Below are 18,817 nucleotides of genomic sequence, written 5' to 3'. Positions count from 1 at the left end.
CCGATCACTGGGGCGCCTCGGAACGCCAGGTGACGAGTGCGTCCAGCGCCTCGACGACGGCACCGTCCACCCGGAGCGGGTTGACCTCGAGCCCGTCGAAGGCACGGCCGTGGTGGGTGTCGAGAGCCTCCGCGAGACGACAGATGCCGGTGATGGCCGTAGCCAGCACCTGCCGATCCGCCGCAGGCCTGCCACGGACACCATCGAGCAACGCGCTTCCGCGCAGCCGCTCCAGCATGCGGCCGACGACCGCTTCGTCGACCGGGAGTGGCGCCAGCGACACGTCGTCGAGCACTTCGACCAGAACTCCGCCGAGACCGACGGCGAGCAGCAGACCCCAGTCGTCGTCGCGGGTGACTCCGACGAGCAACTCGGTTGCCGGGTTGCGCATCGGGGAGACCAGCACCCCGTCGAGCCGCGCCTCCGGCCGAGCGGCAGCGCAGTCAGTCACGATCGCATCGTAGGTCGCTGCGGCGGCACTGGACTCAACGCCGAGCCGGACACCACCGATGTCGCTCTTGTGCCCGATGTCCGCGGAGACGATCTTCATGGCGACCGGCATCCCCGCCTCGACGGCAGCCTTCTCCGCCTCCTGCGCGGAACGCACGTGCCAGGAGGGCACGACCGGGACGCCAGCGGCGACGAGCAACTCGCGGGCCGCGGCCTCCGACAGCGGCTCTGCGGCCACCGTCGGAATCTCGGCCGGGCTCGGCTGCGGTCGAGCATGGAGCCGGCGCCGGGACCAGTCGGCGATCCGGGCCACCCCGTCGACGGCAAGCCGCAGACCGGGTACGACGTGCTGAACGCCGCCGGTTCGCAGCACTTCGCGGGTCTGCGGACCGATCGGCTGGCTCGTCTGCGTCACGTACAGGACAGGCACCTGGGCAGCTGCGCTGCCAGCACCGATCGCGTCGACGTACTTCTGCCCGTAGAAGGGGAGCCCGTCCTCCCGCCAGGGCAGGCTGTTGACCACCAGCACCGCACCGACGGACGGGTCGTTGCCGACTGCCCGGACCGAGGTGGTCCACAGGGTCGGGTCGATGATCGCGGCTCCGGTGATGTCGAGCGGGTTGTGCGCGTGGCCGAAGTCGGGCATCTTCTCCGCGAGCGTCGCAGTGCTCGCCGCCGACAGCTCCGGAAGCTCGGCGCCGATGGCATCGGCAAGGTCGGCGACGATGTCGCAGGCGCCTCCGGAGATCGAGACGACGCCAAGACCGGGCCGGGCCAAGGGGCCGGTGTACGCCGCGATGCCGGCCGTCACCAGCATCTCCTCGATGGTGTCGACGCGAATGACGCCGGCATCGGCGAACATCGCGTCGATGACCCGGTCGTCGCCGACCAACGCCCCCGTGTGAGAGGCCGCAGCACGGGCGGCGAGCTCACTGCGCCCAGCCTTGAGCACGACGACCGCTTTGCCAGCCGCCGCCGCGCGCCGCGCTGCGGCGGTGAAGACCTGCGGCTCCTTCACGCTCTCCATGAAGATGGCGACCGCGCGAACGTCGTCACTGTCGACGAGCACATCGACCAGGTGACCGACCGTCACCATCGCCTCGTTGCCGACCGTGAGCACGTGCGACAGGCCCACGCCGGCCATGGCCGCGAACTCCTTCATCGCCCCGCAGCTGGCGCCGCTCTGGGAGATCAGGGCGACCGGACCGGCCTCGGTAGGAGGATCGGAGAGCGCCATCGCCGGGATCCCCTCCGCCACGTTGACCATGCCCAGCACATTGGGCCCGAGCATGGCGATGCCGAGCTCGTCGGCCAGCTCCACCAGCTCCTCCTGGCGGCGGCGGCCCTCCGGGCCGATCTCGGACCAGCCCGAGCTGAGCACGATCGCAGCTTTCGCCCCGGCCTCGGCCGCGTCCCGCAGCGCGTCCGCGGCGGCCGCCGCCGGCACCATGACGTGGACCAGGTCGATCGGCCGACCGATCGCGACACAGCTGGGATGGGTCGCTCTTCCGTGCACCTCCCTACGCCGGGGGTTGACCAGGAAGGTCTGCTCCCCGAGCCCCGCCGCCACCAGGTTCGCGTGGAGAAGGGTGGAGAACGTGGACTTGTCGCTGGCGCCGATCAGCGCGAACGAACGCGGGTTGAGCAGGGCGTCGATCGACTCGCGAGCGAGCACTCAGAACTCCTTCGGGGTGTCGTCGGCGCCGACACGACGGCCGGCCTCACGGCGGCCCGCCTGGTCGGCGTACTTCTCGTCGGCCATCGGCGAGGGGCCGCCGGCACCGGTCATGCCCGCGTCGACCGGCAGCACGATGCCGGTCACGAAGGCCGCCTCGTCACTGGCCAGGTAGAGCACGCCTGCTGCGACGTCGGCCGGCTGCAAGGGGCGGCTCATGTAGCGGGAGCGGTCAAGGGCCTCCTGTGCGCCGGCGAGGTCGTCGGCGCCGCCCGCCACCAGATCCGCGGTCATCTGCGAGACGACCGCGCCCGGGATGATCACGTTCGCGCGCACGCCGAACGCGCGCAGCTCGGCCGCTACGGAGTTCGAGAGCCCGATGATGCCGGCCTTGACCGCACTGTAGACGTGTGCGCCGACGCCGCCCATCACGCCCGCCGGACTGGAGGTCGAGATGATCACGCCGGAGCGCTGGACTTTCATCACCCGTGCCGCGTGCTTCATGCCCAGCAGGACGCCACGCAAGTTGACCGCGATGGTCAGGTCGGCATCCTCCGTGCGGGTGCGATCGATCGGACCGACCGCACCGATGATCCCGGCGTTGTTGAACATGACGTCGAGCCGGCCGAACTCCGTGACCGCGGCATCGACGGCCGCCGCGATCGACGCCTCGTCGGTGACATCGGTACGCCGGAAGACGGCTCCCGCACCAAGCTCGACGGCCAGTGCCTCGCCCGCGTCAGCCTGCAGGTCGGCGATCACCACCTTCGCGCCCTCGGCATGGAAGAGCCGCACCGTGCCGGCACCGATGCCGCTGGCACCACCGGTCACGACGGCGACCTTTCCTGCGAGCCGGCCCGGCCCGGTCATGAGGGCATCGCGATCGACTTGGTCTCCAGGAATGCCTTGAAGCCCTCCGGGCCCATCTCGCGCCCCAACCCGGACTGCTTGTAGCCGCCGAACGGAGAGCCGTAGGCCTGCGGTCGGCCGTTGATGCTGACCATGCCCGTGCGGATCCGCCGGGCTACGCCCAGGGCACGGTCGACGTCGGGGCTCCACACCGAACCGGAGAGGCCGTAGACGGAGTCGTTGGCGATCCGGATCGCGGCTTCCTCGTCGTCGTAGGCGATGACGGCGACGACCGGACCGAAGATCTCCTCCTGCGCCACGCGCATGCCGTTGTCGACGCCCGCCAGCAGGGTCGGCGGCACGAACCAGCCACCCTCCAGCTCCGGCGGGAGGGTCAGGGCCTCGCCTCCGGTGACGACTCGGGCGCCTTCGTCTCGGCCGAGCCGGATGTAACCGGCGACCCGGTCGCGCTGCCGCTCGCTGACCATCGGGCCGATCTTGGTGTCCGGAAGCATCGGGTCGCCGACCGTCTGGGCGCGTAGCGCCGCGGCGAGCGCGTCGACGAACTCTGCCTCGCGGTGGCGGGGCACCAGGATCCGGGTCTGCGCGATGCAGGCCTGGCCGTTGACCATCATCGCCATCGGCAACAACGCGGGGACCACCACGTCCACGTCTGCGTCGTCCAGCATGATCGCTGCCGACTTGCCGCCGAGCTCCAGGGTCACGCGGGCGATCCGCTCGGCGGCCGAGGCCATGATCGCCTTGCCTGCGAGGCTGCTCCCGGTGAAGGCGACCTTGTCGACCTCCGGATGGGCGACCAGGTGTGCGCCAGCCTCACGATCACCGGGCAGAATGCTGAGCACCCCCTCGGGCAGACCGGCGTCGAGGAAGGCGTCGGCGAAGGCCTGGACGGTGAGCGGAGTCTCCGGCGGGGGCTTCAGGATGACCGAGCAGCCGGCAGCCAGCGCGGGCGTGATCTTGAGCGACGGCGTGCTGAGGGGCCCGTTCCACGGGGTGATGGCGCCGACCACACCGACCGGCTCCTGGGTGACGAGGCTCGTGTTGGCTCCGTCGCTACGCGTCTCGTCGTAGGCGAAGTCGCGAGCCAGGTCGGCGTAGTAGCGGGTGTGCCGGATCGGGTTGGGCACATGGGCCATCTCGCTGAACCACAGCGGGCAGCCGAGCTCGGAGGTGATGCTGACAGCGAGCTCCGGTGCGCGCTTTTCCAAGTGGTCGGCGGCCTTGCGGAGCACCGCGGAGCGCTCCTCGGGCGTGGCGCGCGACCAGACACCGGAGTCGAACGATGAACGCGCCGCTGCCACAGCCGCGTCGATGTCGTCCGCAGAGGCCAGCGCTGCCGATCCGACACGCTGACCGGTCGCTGGGTTGCGCACCTCGACGACCTCGTCGCCCTGCGGATCCTGCCACCTGCCTCCGACGAAGAGCTGGGGCCGCTCGGCCATGGAACCGGGCAGCTCGACCGGCTGCGACATGATGCCTCCCTCCGGCGAACGTCGTCGCCACGCGGGTGATGAGATCGTTCTCAGCACTATTGCTGATAATGAAACATAACGTATGGTTCCGGGTGACGCCAGCCACACCTCAGGAGAGAGTCATGTCCCCACGTGTCGTCATCGTCGGAGCCGGTCTCGCCGGCCTCCGCACCGCCGAACGGCTCCGTCGAGGAGGGTACGACGGCTCCCTGACGATGATCGGCGCCGAGGAGCACCCGCCCTACGACCGGCCGCCACTCTCCAAGGCGGTACTCGCAGCGACTGAGGAGCCCGCGATCCCGGTGCTCCGCAATGCGGATCGTCTGCACGAGCTCGACCTGGACCTGCGACTCGGCGTACGCGCGACCGCGCTGGACGCCGGTGCCCATCTCGTCTCCCTCGATGACGGCACCGTCCTGAGCTACGACCAGCTGGTGCTCGCGACCGGACTGACGCCCCGCACCGTTCCCGGCTGGGAGGCGATCGGCGGCGTGCACGTGCTGCGCAGCTTCGACGACTGCCTGGCTATCCGCCGCGCTGCCGCCGAGGCGCGGCACGCGACGGTCGTCGGCGCGGGCGTGCTCGGTAGCGAGATCGCCGCGACGCTGCGCACGCGTGGCCTGGAGGTCGCCCTGGTGGATCCGCTGCCCCAACCGCTGTGTCGCGTCGTCGGCGAGCAGGTCGGCAGCTTCGTGGCTCGCCTGCACCGCGACCGCGGCGTCGCGCTCCACCTGGGTCGCACCGTCGCAGAACTGGAGACAGCGGGCGGCCGGGCGCGCGGCGTACGTCTCGATGACGACACGCGATGGGAGACCGACGTGGTCGTCACGGCGGTCGGCGGAGTGCCCGACACCGGATGGCTCGACTCCTCCGGCCTCGCACTCGACGGCGGCGTCGTGGTCGACAGCCGAGGCGCAGCCTCCGCACGTGACGTGTGGGCCGTGGGCGACGTGGCCGCGGTGGCGGATCCCCGCGGGGAGGGCCGGGTGCGACTCGAGCACTGGACCGCCGCCGGCGACCTCGCCGCGACCGTCGCTACCAACCTCCTCGCCGCCCAGGGACTGGGGAACGAGAAGGCGCACGCCGAACTCCCCTACATGTGGAGTGACCAGTACGACGTCAAGGTGCAGTGCCTCGGCCTACCGCGGCCCGAGGACACCCCGGTGGTGTTGGCCGGGTCACTGGACGAGGGGGTCTTCCTGGTGGCCCTCACGTCCGAGGGCCGCGTCCGCGCTGTCGTGGGCGCCGGCATGCCGGCCGCGTTGATGCGCTGCCGCGCCGCGGTCGCCGACAGCGTGCCGGTCGACGCGTTGAAGACGGCAGCACCGTGGGAGCGGAGGAAGACCGCATGAGTTCGAGGAGCGAGATGAGCGAGAGTCCACTGGAAGCCCTGTTAGAGCGCGTGGCACGGCTGGAGGATGCGGAACTGGCCCGCAACCTGCTGCACGCCTACGCCGAGATTCTCGACGACCCGACACCGGAGGAGGTCGCCGCTCTCTTCACCGAGGACGGCGTGCTGTCGGTGCCGGCCGGCGACTTCGTCGGACGCGAGGGGATCATCGCCTTCTATCGCGACCGCCTCGGCCCCGGAGCTTCCGAGAAGCGGCACTTCCTGACGAACGTGCGCACCCGCCCCCTGGAGCCGGGCTTGGTGGAGGTGGCGTCGTACTTCGTCTTCACCGCCCGCGAGGCCGACGCCTCCGGCCTGGGCTGGGGCACCTATCTCGACGTCATCGAGGTGGCCGACGGCACGGCACTCTTCCGACGCAAGACCATCACTCCGCACGTCAACACCGACCTGGTGCGGGGCTGGCCCGCGCACTGAAGTGCGTTGGCCGCAAGGGCCGTACAGCGGGGGTCGAGACCGCACCACCCGGAGGTCGAGCCTGTCGAGACCGGACGCGGGGAGTGATCTCGACAAGCTCGATCACCGAGGGACAAGCTCGATCACCGAGGGACAGGCTTGATCACCGAGTGCTTGGCTCGGCGCTCAGCGGAAGGCGGGAAGCACCTCGTTCTTGAACTTCTCAAGGGTGGCGAGCATCCGGTCCTGGGGCAGGTCGTACCACTGCATCCGCAGGATCACGTGGGTGATGCCGAGCTCCTCTAGCTCCTTGAGCTGGGCGATCGCAGTGGCCGGGTCGGTGAAGAGGTAGGACTTGTCGGCGACCGACTTCAAGCCAGCGTCACCCTTGAGGTGGCGGTAGCTGTCGGTCTTGTCCGGGGCCTCGAACTCGGCGTACATCCGGGTGTTCTCGCCCCGGTAGTGCAGGCCGGTCTCCATGGCGCGCTCGGGGTCGTCGTCGAGCACCATCTCCCGTCGTACGACGACCTCCTGCGCCGGGCCACGACCCAGCCGGTCCCGCTCTTCGGCATAGAAGGCGAGGATGCTGCGCAACTTCTCCGGCTCGGCGTGCGGCGGCACGATCCAGGCGTCGCCCAGTGCGGCGGCGCGGCGCGCCCCGGTCTTGTGGACGCCTGCGCCAACCCAGATCGGCGGGCCCCCCGCCTGGACGGCCGGGATGCCGATCGACTCGCCGCTCACCGTGAAGTGCTCACCGGCGAAGTCGACCTGCTCGTTGCTCCAGAGCCGGCGCAGCAGCTCGACGCTCTCCTCGTAGCGCTTGACGCGGTCGTCCATCGCGATGCCGAAGGCGTCGTACTCGTTGCTGCGGTAACCCATGCCGAGGCCGGCGACGGCGTGACCGTTGCTGATCTGGTCGAGGGTGGCGAACTCCTCTGCGACGTCGATCGGGTGCCGCAGCGGCAGGATGAACATGTTGGTGCCGATCCGCATGTCGCCGGTGTGCTCGGCGATGGCGGCGAGGCCGACCAACGGCTGCAGCGTCTGCATGTTGCCCAGATAGTGGTTGAGCATCCACGCCGACGAGATGCCGCTGTCGCGGGCCGCCCGCGCCTGCTCCCGCAGTTCCCCCACTCGCGACGACGGCGAGATGTGGGGCGGGAAGTCGTTCTGCAGGGCAAGACCGAAGGTCAGCGCCATGGGTTCCTCCAAGAGTCGCGGGCCGGACGAATACATACTATTCATATTCACGAATCGTGGCTAGGGTCCGGAGCAGGACATCCGCGACGACGAGGGAGCCGCCCATGACCCGCAGCTACGAGGAGCTCGAGCCCACCGACCCGGATTGGACACGGTGGACCGCCGCCCATGTTCTGCGCCGCCAGGCGGTCGAGCGCGGCGAGCAGACCTTCCTCATTGCGCCGGAAGAGGAGGTCGAGATCAGCTATGCCGAGCTGCTCGATCTCTCCGAGCGAGTGGCTGGAGGCCTCCGTGGCGCAGGCGCCGCGTCTGGCGATCGCGTGGTGATCATGGCGAAGAACTCGAGCCGCTTCGTGCTGAGCTGGTTCGGCACCGCGATCGGGGACCTGGTCGAGGCGCCCGTCAACACCGCCTACGAGGGCGAGTTCCTCCGCCACCAGGTGCAGCTCGTCGACGCCCGCTGGGTGATCGTGGACGACGACCTAGCCGACCGGTTCGTGGCACTGCGTGAGCAACTGAGCGGGATCGAGGCGTTCTGGGTGATCGACAGCTCCGGAGACGGTGAGGCAGCCGCGGAGCGGTTGCGCGCCGCCGGCTGGCAGGCCGCGGCCTGGGACGCGCTCCGGCAAGCGACGCCGTACCGCGGGCCGGAGCCGGATGCCCGTGACCTCACGGCGGTCTTCTTCACCTCCGGCACCACAGGGCTCTCCAAGGGCGTCGCGATGCCGAACGCGCAGATGAGCTTCTTCTCCGAGCTGACGCGCTGCCTGACCCGCTTCACCGAGGAGGACACCTGGCTGTCGGTGACCCCGCTCTTCCACGGCAACGCGCAATACATGGCGGTCTACCCGGCGTTGATCGCCGGCGGCCGCGCCGTGATCCGATCACGGTTCAGCGCCAGCCGGTGGGTCGACCAGCTACGCGAGCACGACGTCACAGTGACCAACTTCCTCGGCGTGATGATGGACTTCGTCTGGAAGCAGCCAGCGCGGCCCGACGACACCGACAACCCGCTGCGCTGCGTCTTCGCCGCCCCCACCGCCTCCTCGATCCTGGCGGACTTCAAGGAGCGGTTCGGGATCGAGGCGTTCGTCGAGGTCTACGGCACCACCGAGACCACCACCCCGATCCTCAGCCCGTACGGCGAGGACCGTCCGGCGGGTGCTGCCGGACTCAACGCCGGCAAGTGGTTCGACGTGATCATCGTGGACCCGGAGACCGACATCGAGGTGCCTATCGGCGAGGTCGGCGAGTTCTGCGTACGCCCCAGGCACCCGTGGATCTCCAGTCTGGGCTACTTCAACATGCCGGAGAAGACCACCGAGGTCTGGCGCAACATGTGGTTCCACACCGGTGATGCCGTGCGTCGCGACGAGGAAGGCTGGTATTACTTCGTCGACCGCATCAAGGACGCGATTCGCCGACGTGGCGAGAACATCAGCTCCTATGAGGTGGAGCAGGCGCTGCTCTCGCATCCCGCGATCGCCGAGTGCGCGGTGATCGGGGTGCCCGCTGACTCCGAGGCCGGCGAGGACGAGGTGATGACCGTGATCGTGCGCGACGGCGACCTGACCGCCGATGAGGTGTGGGACCACTGCGTCGGCAAGGTCCCCGCGTTCGCGATCCCGCGCTACGTCCGGTTCCGCGACGACCTCCCGATGACCCCATCGGAGAAGATCCGGCGCAACGTGCTGCGCGAGGAGGCCGCGACCGCGACCGACGTCCACGACCGGGAAGCTCTCGACAACCGGGCCCAACCCGGCCACCCAGCCAGTGGTGGAGCCCAACCCGGTGCCGACGGATGAGCGAGCACGTCACCGCGGTGCAGGTGGCAAGCCTCGACGGACCCGCCGGTCTCCGAGTGGTGAGGCTGCCCGGCCCGACCGCGGAGCAGACCGCGATCTCGGTGATCGTCGACGTCCATGCCGCGGGGGTCAGCTTCCCGGACCTGTTGATGAGCCACGGCCGCTATCAGCGCAAGCCCCCGGTGCCGTTCGTCCCCGGGGTCGAGGTGGCCGGCCTGGTGCGCTCCGCCCCGGCCGACAGCTCCTTCCGCGCGGGAGACAGAGTGGCCGGGTTCGTGCGGGTCGGCGGCTGGGCCGCACGAGTCGCCGTACGACCGGAGCTGACCTTCCCGCTGCCGGACGGCCTCTCCTTCCGCAGCGGCGCCGGTCTGCCGATGAACTACCTCACCGCCCACCTGTCGCTGACCCGACGTGGGGCCTTGCGTCCGGGCGAGACGCTGCTGGTGCACGGCGCCGCAGGTGGCCTCGGCGCGGCACTGCTCCAGGCCGGCAGGGCGCTGGGGGCGCGGGTGATCGGCGTCGTCTCCACCGAGGCCAAGGCAGACCTGGCCCGCGCCGCGGGAGCACACGAGACGGTGCTGACCGACGACTGGCTGAGCGCCGTGCGCGCGCTCGCACCGAGGGGCGTCGACCTGGTCGCCGACACCGTCGGAGGTGGGCGGTTCCTGGACTCGGTCCGATCACTGGCCAAGGAGGGTCGGCTGCTGGTGCTCGGCTTCGCCGACGGCATCCCCACGGTGGCCGCCAACCGGCTGCTGCTGAAGAACGTCGACGTGCGCGGGGTCGCCTGGGGCAGTCTGATCGAGGACGAACCGGGCTATCCGCGCCAACAGTGGGAGGACCTGCTCAGCTGGTACGACGCGGGCCACATCCGTCCCATCGACGGCCCCACCTTCGCCCCTGCGAACGCCGCCGACGCCCTGCGTCTGCTCGAGGACCGGCGCGCCACCGGCAAGATCACCCTCTCCTTCGCTTGAGCAAGCGGCCCTGTGGTCTCCCCGCCCGGGCGGGGAGACTGATGCGCTGGGTCGGTCAGCGGAGGGCGTCCAGGTCAGCGGGGTCGACGTCGAGCTCGACATCCTGGAGGCCGCGCCAGGCCATGGTCCCGCCGTCGACGGGGACGTTGACGCCGGTGAGGAACGAGGCGGCGTCACTGGCGAGGAAGCAGACGACCTGGGCGATCTCGTTGACGGTGCCGCGACGCGGGATCAGGTGGGCGCCGTACATCGCGCGGGCGCGTTCGAGGCGGTCGATGGCGACCGCGAGATGGGAGTCACCCATCGGGGTCTTGATCGCACCGGGTGAGTAGCAGTTGGCGCGCACGTGCGGAGCGAGGTTGATGGCGGTGGTGCGGGTGAGCTGAATGACCGCTGCCTTGGTGACTGCGTAGGCGGCCATGCCGGCGCCGGTCATCCCCGACACCGAGGCGGCGTTGACGATGCTCGGGCCGCGCTCGGACGCGCGCAGGTGAGGCGCGGCGTACTTGGTGGCCAGCCAGACCGCCTTGAGGTTGATGTCGTTGACCGCGTCCCACGCGTCTTCGCTGAGGGTGTCGACGGCAACCTGATCCGACGCGGTGAAGACCTGGTCGAGCACCCCGGCATTGTTGACCAGCACATCGAGCCCACCCGCCCAGGCGGCCACCTGGTCGACCATGGCCCTGATCGCCGGCCCTGAGCGCAGGTCGGCGACGACCGGCAGTGCCTCGGCACCCGCGTCACGGACCAGGGCGGCCGACTCCTCCAGGCCACCGGAGTCGACGTCGGTCACTCCCACATGGGTCGCGCCCTGACGGGCGGCCTCCACCGCGATCTCGCGGCCCATGCCACGGGCCGCGCCGGTGACCAGGATCCGCTTCTCTCCCAGCATCGTTGCTCCTTCTCAATCGACAGGTGGGCTCACACCCAGCTCACTCGCGGGGCAGGCCCAGACCGCGGGCGATGATTCCGCGCTGGATGTCGTTGGTGCCGCCTCCGATGACATACATAGGAGCCACCCGGAGCGCAGCCTCATATCGACCCGCGAGCATGGCTACCGGACCGAGTACGTCGAGGCAGGTGCGGCCCAACTCCTCGGCGAGATCGCCACTGAGCACCGCGGCCATCGGGCCAGCGATCCGCGCGTCCCCTCCCCCATCCATCGAACGGGTCGCCCGCAACACCAACGCACGAGCGGCCTGAAGCCGGGAGGCGGCCCAGCCGATCCGGTCGCGATCGAGGGCGTCCACCTCGCCGCCGCCGGCGACCCGGTCACGCAACAGCGCCACCGTCTCGTCAAAGTGGCGACGCAGCGTCGCGGCGACGCCACCCATCACGACGCGCTCGGCGGTGAGCGCATCGGTGATGACCTTCCAGCCGCCGTTGACCTCGCCGACGCGACACGAGTCGGGCACCCGCACCCGGTCGTAGAAGACGGTGCAGGAGATCTCCCCCGACAGGGCGACGTGCTGCTGCACGGTGATCCCGGGCGTGTCCATCGGCACCAGGAAGATGGTGATGCCCGCGTGCCGCGGGGTCGCCGCCGGATCGGTACGTACGGCGAGCCACACGTGGGAGGCCGTGTGCCCGCGGGTGGTCCACAGCTTCTGGCCGTCGATCACCCACTCGTCGCCGTCGCGCACGGCCCGGGTGCGCAACGAGGCCAGGTCGGAGCCGGCCTCCGGCTCGGAGTAGCCGAGGCAGAAAGCCATCTGCCCCGCATGCAGCAGCGGCAGGAACTGCGCCTTCTGGTCGGCGGTGCCGTGGCGCAACAGCGAGTGTCCGATCAGCATCGTCGCGCTCATCGAGCGGTCGACCGGACCGCCGGCGTACTTCATCTCCTCATGGAGCACGACCTGCTCCTCGACCGAGACGACGCGTCCCCCGTGCTCCTCGGGCCAGTTGAGGGCGAAGAGTGCCTGCTCGTCCATCTCGGTGCGTAGGGCCTCGGCGTCGTACTCCGCAAGCACGCCGCCTGCCGGGTCCGCATCGGCGCGTCGATGGCGAGCGAGCAACGCGCGCACCTCCTCGCGGAAGCGCTCGGCCTGTCCACCGAGATGGAAGTGCGGCAGGGACTCACCGTCCAGCAGCCGGCCGGCAACCCCGTCGGACCGTCGGTCGTCCAGGAGGGCGGCGCCGAGGTGGGAGACGTCGGCGTGGACCCGGCGGAAGAGCCAGGAGGCCTCGTGCTCCTCGAAGAAGCCAACGGCGCCGAGCGTGTGCTGGGCACCGGCAATGATCCGCTGGGCCGCCGTGCGCGCGTGACGGGCGGCCAGTGCCGCGGCCAGCGGGGCGTCCTTCCGCTCGGCCAGAAGGGCGCCGACGGCCTCGTCGAGGAGCGCCCCGCTCGCGGAGAGCTCGATGTGGCAGGACGCGACCCGCTGCTGCACGGCGCCGAACCCGCCGATGACCTTGCCGAACTGCTCCCGGACCTGCGCATGCTCGACGGCCAGCTCGTGGGCACGACCGGCAGCCGCGACCGCCCGGGCGGCTACCGCCAGCCGCAGTACCGCGACCGTCCGGGACCATTCGGAGGCGTCGACTTCAGTGGCGGCGATCGACTCACCGCCCGTCACCGCGGTGAGCGCCGGGACGGCGAGGCCCTCGCGCGGCTCCGCGGAGGCCACCGGCCGCAGTGTCGCCGTCCGCGTCGCGTCGTCCAGCACCAGCAGGTGGGTGGCGGTGCCGAGATCGTCGACCAGCGCACCGGCCTCACGTGCCACGACAACCGGCCGGAGCTCGCCGAATCCGATCGCCTCTGCCTGCTCGGAGAAGAGGCGAGCAGCGACGTACGCGTCGGCGAGCGGAAGCGGGCAGGCACGCTGCCCCAGCACGCGGACGGCACCGATCAGGTAGTCGATCGCGCCTGCCTCGCCGAGCTGGTACCAGCCCTGCTGCACCGCGGCCTCGGTCAGCTTCGCGGCGTCGGCCTCACCCGCCTCGACCGCCGTAGGCCACAGTCCCTCGAGCACGCCGGCGACCGCACGACGGAAGTCCTCGACCTCGGAGCCACTGTCTGTCATCTCGTCACCCGTTCCTTGCCAACATCGGACTATTCATGAATACCATATTCATGATCGGCGCCACAGTGTGTGGTGCCCGGGAGAGGAGTCCGCCTTGACGTTCCCGCACCTGTTCCGCCCCCTCCAGATCGGCTCCCGCACGGTGAAGAACCGCGTCATGCTGCCGCCGCACGCCCACGTCGTCTCCACCTTGTGGGGCACTGACCTCGAGGCGGAACGGCATATCGGCTACTGGGCCGAGCGCACCTCCGCGGGATGGGTCGACGGCGTCTCCGCCCATGTCCGCAACAGCCTGGTTCCCGGCTTCGAGCCCACTGGCGTGGGCGCTCAGTCCGACGGGCACTTCCGGCAGCCCTACTTCCTCGACCGGGTCGGGCGGCTGGCCGAGGTACTGCATCGCGACGACACCATTCTCACCGTCCAGATGATCCTGCAGGGCGGCATGCCGCACGGCGCCTCGTCCGTGCTCAGCGGACCCGTCGTCAACCAAGTGCCGCACACGCTGACCCGCGAGGAGATCGACTGGTTCGTCGCCGAGTACGCCCACGGCGCAGAGCAGATCGCGCTCGCCGGCGCGGACGGCGTCGAGCTCCACCTCAACCACGACGACATGCTCGAGTACTTCCTCTCCCCGCTGACCAACCGGCGCGAGGACGAGTACGGCGGCAACCTCGACGGCCGCCTCCGCTTCCCGCTGCGGATCCTCGCCGAGCTGCGCCGGGCGATGGGCCCCGACCGGATCGTCGGCGTACGCCTGAACCTGCGCGAGGAGGAGCCCGGTGGGTACGACGTCGAGGGAGCCGGCGGCGCCGTCGAGATCGCCCGCGCCCTGGAGGCGAGCGGCTACGTCGACTACCTCAGCTGTGCGATCGGAAGCCCGTGGGGCGACCCGAGCTACATCCAGTCGCAGCACCACCGCCCTGCCGAGTGGTCCGACCTCGCCGCTCCCGTGACCGCCGCCGTCTCCATCCCGGTTGGCTACACCGGCCGGGTGACCGGACCAGCCGTGGCTGAGGAGCTGCTCGCCGCCGGGCACGTGGACTTCGTGGGCATGGCGCGCGCCGTGATTGCCGACGGCAAGCTGCTGGTGAAGGCACAGGAGGGACGGCCCGAGGAGATCCGCCCGTGCGTGGGCGGAAACGAATGCATCAGCCGCCGAATCGTCGACGGCACCCCCTTCTCGTGCGCAGTGAACCCCGAGGCAGGCAGGGAGGCTGATCACGCCCAGCAGCCGGCGAAGCACCCTGGCACCGTGCTGGTGGTGGGCGGCGGACCTGCCGGCATGGAAGTGGCCGGGATCGCGGCCGAGCGCGGCCACCGGGTCACCCTCTGGGAGCAGAGCGAGACGCTCGGCGGCCAGCTCCGGAGTGCCGCGCAGGCGCCGCGGCACGAGGACTACCTCTCCTTCCTGGAGTGGCAGGAGCACAGGTTGCGACGCGCCGGGGTGACCGTGGAGAAGAGCCGTACGGCGACTGTCGACGCAGTCCTGGCCTTCGGCGCCGACCGGGTCGTGGTCGCCACCGGCGCCACGCCGCGCCGACCCGAGATCACCGGGGTCGAGCTGCCGCACGTGCACACCTCCGTAGCCGTGCTCACCGGAGAGGTTGCGGCCGACGAGCTTGGCGAGCACGTGCTCGTAGTGGCGCAGGACGACCACCTGCCACCTCTCTCGGTCGCGGACTTCCTCGCCGAACGCGGCCACCGGGTCACCCTGGTGCAGGGTACGCCGGGTCCCGCACCCCTCGTGAGCCGTTACCTGCTGGGCTCGATCCTGGCTCGCCTGGACCGGGGCGGTGTCGCCCTGCACGGCTCCCTGCAGCCCACGCTGATCGAGTCTGGCCAGGTCACGTTGCGTCACGTGTACTCCGGTGCCGAGCGGACGCTCAGCCCTGTGGACTCGGTCGTGCTCTCCTGCGGCGCGGTGCCCCACTCCGCCCTGCACGACCAGCTCCGTGAGCAGGGCGTCCGCGCCGACCTCCTCGGCGACGCCTACGCGCCGCGCCGCATGGTCTTCGCTACCAAGCAGGCCCGGGAACTCGCCCTGACCCTGTAGTCGACTCCGGTGATCGAGCTTGTCGACCACCTACCGCAACAGGTCTCGACAAGCTCGACCCCCGAGGAGCCACCCCCGCAACACCGGTCTCGACAAGCTCGACCCCCGAGGAGCCACCCCGCAGCACCGGTCTCGATCTGCGGGGAGTGCGCTAAGCCTCCGAGTCAGACGTAGTAGCTGGCGCGCCCGGCGTTGCCGAGGACACTGTCGCCGCCGTCGACGACCAGGCAGGCACCGTTGATCCGCGAAGCGCCGGCGAGGAAGAGGGCGGCGTCGGCGACGTCGGCGGCGGTCGTGGGCACGCCACTGGCCGAGGCCTCCGCCAGCCGGCGGTACGGCGTCTCGAGATCGTCGCGGTCGCCCATCAGTCCCGCAGCCAGCGAGGTGACCGCGCCACCGGGCGCGATGGCGTTGATCGTCAGTCCGTCACGCACGATGTCGACGGCGACCGACTCCACCAGTCCTTTCACGGCATGCTTCGCGGCTGTGTAGACGTGTGGGCCGAGACCACCACGGAGCGAGGCGACGCTGCCGGTGCAGACGATCGCGCCGGCTCCGTGCGGACGCATGACCCGCACGGCATGCTTGACGGTGAGGAAGACGCTGGTGAGCAGCAGGTCCATGGTGCGGCGGTAGTCCTCGAGCGCATGCTCCTCGATCCGTCCGATGGTGCCCACCGCACCCGCGTTGGCGAAGACGGCGTCGACCGGCGCTGCCTCGGCGGCGAGGTCCACGGCTGCCGCGACCTGGCTCTCCGAGGTCACATCGCAGTGGATGAACCGCGCGGCGGCTCCGAGCCGGCCAACCAGCGCCAGACCCGCCTCGTCGTCGACGTCAGCCACGACGACGCGTCCGCCGCCAGCAATCACCCCCTCGGCGATCGCGGCACCTATACCGCGTGCTCCCCCGGTCACGAGCGCGGATGAGACCTGCCGTGCCATTCCGGACCTCCTCCATTGACACTCCGCCGCGCACGACTTTACCGTAGTATCATTATCAGAGATAGGAGCACCGTGTCCCGCACCGTGAATGAGCTCGATCGGGTCGTGATCCGCTTCGCCGGCGACTCCGGCGACGGCATGCAGCTGACGGGTGACCGGTTCACCCAGGAGGCGGCGGTCTTCGGCAACGACCTGTCCACGCTGCCCAACTTCCCCGCGGAGATCCGGGCGCCCCAGGGCACGATCCCCGGCGTGAGCAGTTTCCAACTGCACTTCGCCAGCTACGACATCCTCACCCCTGGCGACCGACCAGACGTGCTGGTGGCGATGAACCCGGCAGCACTGAAGGCCAACGTGGGCGATCTGCCGAAGGGCGCGACCGTCATCGTCGACACCCACGAGTTCACCAAGCGCAACCTGACCAAGGTCGGCTATGACACCGACCCCCTGGCCACGCTGGACGAGCCGGGTTCCGAGCTGGGCGAGTTCGCGATGCACGCGATCGACCTGACCGGCATGACGGTCGAGGCGGTCAAGGAGTTCGAGCTCTCGCGCAAGGACGCCGCGCGCTGCAAGAACATGTTCGCGCTCGGCCTGGTCTCCTGGCTCTACGGCCGGGAGGTGGCAGGCACCGAGTCGTACCTCGCCGAGAAGTTCGGCACCAAACCCACCATCCGCGACGCCAACGTCGCGGCTTTGCGCGCCGGCTGGAACTTCGGCGAGACCACCGAGACCTTCGCCGTCTCCTACGTCGTGAAGCCCGCTGCTGCCCCTGCCGGCCGGTACCGGAACATCACCGGCAACACCGCGCTCTCCTACGGCATCGTGGCGGCGGGGCGTCTCTCCGGCCTTCCGGTGCTACTCGGTGCCTATCCGATCACCCCGGCGAGCGACATCCTGCACGAGCTGAGCAAGCACAAGGACTTCGACGTCACCACCTTCCAGGCCGAGGACGAGATCGCCGCAGTGGGAGCTGCCGTCGGTGCCTCGTTCGCCGGCTCATTGGCGGTCACGGCCACCTCTGGGCCGGGTGTCGCATTGAAGTCGGAGGCGATCGGCCTCGCCGTGATGACCGAGCTCCCGCTCCTGGTCATCGATGTCCAGCGCGGCGGACCCTCCACCGGACTTCCCACCAAGACCGAGCAGTCCGACCTCATGCAAGCGATGTACGGACGCAACGGCGAGGCTCCGATCCCGGTCATCGCCGCCCAGTCCCCCTCCGACTGCTTCGACGCCGCGATCGAGGCATCCAGGATCGCGATCACCTACCGAACGCCGGTCATGCTGCTCAGTGACGGCTACCTGGCCAACGGCTCCGAGCCGTGGCGGATCCCCGACGTGAGCAGCCTGCCGCAGATCGAGCCCGACTTCGCGACCGGACCGAACCGAGTCTCGGCAGGCTCGACCACCGGCGAGCCGGACGAGTTCTGGCCCTACCTTCGCGACCCCGAGACCCTGGCCCGCCCCTGGGCGATTCCCGGTACGCCGGGTCTCGAGCACCGCATCGGCGGGCTGGAGAAGGGCGACGGCCACGGCAACATCTCCTACGACCCGGCCAACCACGACCTCATGGTCCGCACCCGTCAGGCCAAGGTCGACGCGATCGCCACGTCGCTGCCCCCGCTGGAGGTCGACGACCCGACCGGCGACGCCGAGGTGCTGGTGATCGGGTGGGGGTCGACGTACGGTCCGATCGGTGCCGCCTGCCGGCGCGTACGCAAGGCCGGCCACTCGATCGCTCAGGTGCACCTGCGGCATCTCAACCCGCTGCCCAATGACCTCGGCGAGATCCTGCGCCGTTACAGCCGCGTGGTCTGCCCCGAGATGAACCTGGGCCAGCTCTCCCGGATGCTGCGCGCGGAATACCTGGTCGACGTGCAGTCCCTGACCAGTGTCCGCGGACTGCCCTTCGGTGCCGAAGCCCTCTGTGCCGACCTGCTCACCTATGTCGAAGGAGCCCGGGCATGACCTACGTCATCAACCAGGACTGCGTGGACGTGAAGGACCGTGCCTGCGTAGACGAGTGTCCCGTCGACTGCATCTACGAAGGCCCACGGATGCTCTACATCCAGCCCGACGAGTGCGTCGACTGCGGCGCCTGCGAGCCGGTATGCCCGCAGGAGGCGATCTTCTACGAGGACGACCTGCCCGAGGACAGCACCGGATATCTCGCCATCAACGCCGAGGTGTTCGCCTCCATCGGCTCGCCCGGCGGCGCGGGTGCGCACGGTCTGCTGACCGACGACCACCCTGCTGTCAGCACGCTCGAGGAGGCGAACTGATGACGACCATCGATCTGGGCCTGCCCGCCCTGGGCACCGACGGTGTCCCCACACTGGCCGAGGGCGAGAAACTCACCGGCAAGGACTTCACCAGCGACCAAGAAGTCCGCTGGTGCCCCGGCTGCGGCGACTACGCCGTCCTCAAAGCCGTCCAAGGCTTCCTCCCCGAACTCAACATCCGCCGCGAGAACGTCGTCTTCATCTCCGGCATCGGCTGCTCCTCGAGGTTCCCCTACTACCTCGACACCTACGGCATGCACTCCAT

Annotated in this window: 14 protein-coding genes and 1 pseudogene; 8 read left to right on the top strand and 7 right to left on the bottom strand. The window is 69.9% G+C overall.

Annotated elements, in window-relative coordinates; translation table 11 throughout:
• Positions 1 to 4: 4 nt before the first annotated feature.
• Genes DNK54_RS13600 through DNK54_RS13590 form a run of 3 tightly spaced genes read right to left on the bottom strand, consistent with a single transcriptional unit; the run spans position 5 to position 4,467 of the window.
• Entirely contained in the window at positions 5 to 2,125 is a 2,121-nt protein-coding gene (locus tag DNK54_RS13600) for an acetate--CoA ligase family protein (protein WP_110207552.1), read from the bottom strand.
• Positions 2,126 to 2,995, bottom strand: a complete 870-nt coding sequence (locus tag DNK54_RS13595; protein WP_110207551.1) for an SDR family oxidoreductase — start codon at positions 2,993 to 2,995, stop codon at positions 2,126 to 2,128.
• Positions 2,992 to 4,467, bottom strand: coding sequence for an aldehyde dehydrogenase (locus tag DNK54_RS13590; RefSeq protein ID WP_239460098.1), 1,476 nt, complete (start codon positions 4,465 to 4,467; stop codon positions 2,992 to 2,994). The genes DNK54_RS13595 and DNK54_RS13590 overlap by 4 nt, the downstream gene beginning before the upstream one ends.
• 122 nt (positions 4,468 to 4,589) lie before the next feature.
• Between DNK54_RS13590 and DNK54_RS13585 the strand changes: the two genes are divergently transcribed.
• A complete protein-coding gene (locus tag DNK54_RS13585) occupies positions 4,590 to 5,819 on the top strand; it encodes an NAD(P)/FAD-dependent oxidoreductase (protein ID WP_110207550.1) in 1,230 nt (409 codons plus the stop codon).
• Positions 5,820 to 5,833: 14 nt separating this feature from the next.
• On the top strand, positions 5,834 to 6,292 hold the full coding sequence (locus DNK54_RS13580) for a nuclear transport factor 2 family protein (RefSeq protein WP_110207549.1): 459 nt from the start codon (positions 5,834 to 5,836) through the stop codon (positions 6,290 to 6,292).
• A 165-nt stretch (positions 6,293 to 6,457) separates the two neighbouring features.
• Here the strand turns inward: DNK54_RS13580 and DNK54_RS13575 are convergent, their stop codons facing one another.
• A complete protein-coding gene (locus DNK54_RS13575) occupies positions 6,458 to 7,471 on the bottom strand; it encodes an LLM class flavin-dependent oxidoreductase (RefSeq protein WP_110207548.1) in 1,014 nt (337 codons plus the stop codon).
• A 104-nt stretch (positions 7,472 to 7,575) separates the two neighbouring features.
• Here DNK54_RS13575 and DNK54_RS13570 point away from each other — a divergent pair, with 104 nt between their 5' ends.
• Both DNK54_RS13570 and DNK54_RS13565 read left to right on the top strand, forming a co-directional pair.
• On the top strand, positions 7,576 to 9,276 hold the full coding sequence (locus DNK54_RS13570; RefSeq protein ID WP_110207547.1) for an AMP-binding protein: 1,701 nt from the start codon (positions 7,576 to 7,578) through the stop codon (positions 9,274 to 9,276).
• Positions 9,273 to 10,253 carry an NADPH:quinone oxidoreductase family protein gene (locus tag DNK54_RS13565; RefSeq protein WP_110207546.1) on the top strand — a complete coding sequence of 327 codons (981 nt, stop codon included), beginning with the start codon at positions 9,273 to 9,275 and terminating at the stop codon, positions 10,251 to 10,253. Before DNK54_RS13570 ends, DNK54_RS13565 begins: the two co-directional genes overlap by 4 nt.
• 55 nt (positions 10,254 to 10,308) lie before the next feature.
• Here DNK54_RS13565 and DNK54_RS13560 read toward each other — a convergent pair whose 3' ends face one another.
• Both DNK54_RS13560 and DNK54_RS13555 read right to left on the bottom strand, forming a co-directional pair.
• Positions 10,309 to 11,145, bottom strand: coding sequence for an SDR family NAD(P)-dependent oxidoreductase (locus tag DNK54_RS13560; protein WP_110207545.1), 837 nt, complete (start codon positions 11,143 to 11,145; stop codon positions 10,309 to 10,311).
• A gap of 40 nt (positions 11,146 to 11,185) precedes the next feature.
• Positions 11,186 to 13,276, bottom strand: coding sequence for an acyl-CoA dehydrogenase family protein (locus tag DNK54_RS13555; RefSeq protein WP_110207544.1), 2,091 nt, complete (start codon positions 13,274 to 13,276; stop codon positions 11,186 to 11,188).
• 94 nt (positions 13,277 to 13,370) lie between these two features.
• On the opposite strand from DNK54_RS13555, the gene DNK54_RS13550 reads away from it, so the two are divergent.
• Positions 13,371 to 15,329, top strand: a complete 1,959-nt coding sequence (locus DNK54_RS13550) for an oxidoreductase (protein ID WP_204164601.1) — start codon at positions 13,371 to 13,373, stop codon at positions 15,327 to 15,329.
• A 164-nt stretch (positions 15,330 to 15,493) separates the two neighbouring features.
• On the opposite strand, the gene DNK54_RS13545 is transcribed toward DNK54_RS13550, so the two are convergent.
• Positions 15,494 to 16,270 (bottom strand): SDR family oxidoreductase, encoded by a 777-nt coding sequence (locus DNK54_RS13545; protein ID WP_110207543.1) that lies wholly within the window; start codon positions 16,268 to 16,270, stop codon positions 15,494 to 15,496.
• Between the two features lie 48 nt (positions 16,271 to 16,318).
• Between DNK54_RS13545 and DNK54_RS13540 the strand changes: the two genes are divergently transcribed.
• The 3 genes and pseudogenes from DNK54_RS13540 to DNK54_RS13530 all read left to right on the top strand — a co-directional run.
• Positions 16,319 to 18,238 carry a 2-oxoacid:acceptor oxidoreductase subunit alpha gene (locus DNK54_RS13540; protein WP_420846381.1) on the top strand — a complete coding sequence of 640 codons (1,920 nt, stop codon included), beginning with the start codon at positions 16,319 to 16,321 and terminating at the stop codon, positions 18,236 to 18,238.
• Positions 18,235 to 18,552 (top strand): ferredoxin, encoded by a 318-nt coding sequence (gene fdxA, locus DNK54_RS13535; RefSeq protein ID WP_110207541.1) that lies wholly within the window; start codon positions 18,235 to 18,237, stop codon positions 18,550 to 18,552. Before DNK54_RS13540 ends, fdxA begins: the two co-directional genes overlap by 4 nt.
• A pseudogene (locus DNK54_RS13530) lies at positions 18,552 to 18,817 on the top strand (2-oxoacid:ferredoxin oxidoreductase subunit beta); the annotation flags it as partial. The gene fdxA and the pseudogene DNK54_RS13530, both read left to right, overlap by 1 nt.

Source organism: Nocardioides daejeonensis (assembly GCF_003194585.1).
Lineage (GTDB): Bacteria > Actinomycetota > Actinomycetes > Propionibacteriales > Nocardioidaceae > Nocardioides > Nocardioides daejeonensis.
Note: the sequence above shows the minus strand (reverse complement) of the source record. Positions and strands in the feature narration are given on the sequence as shown.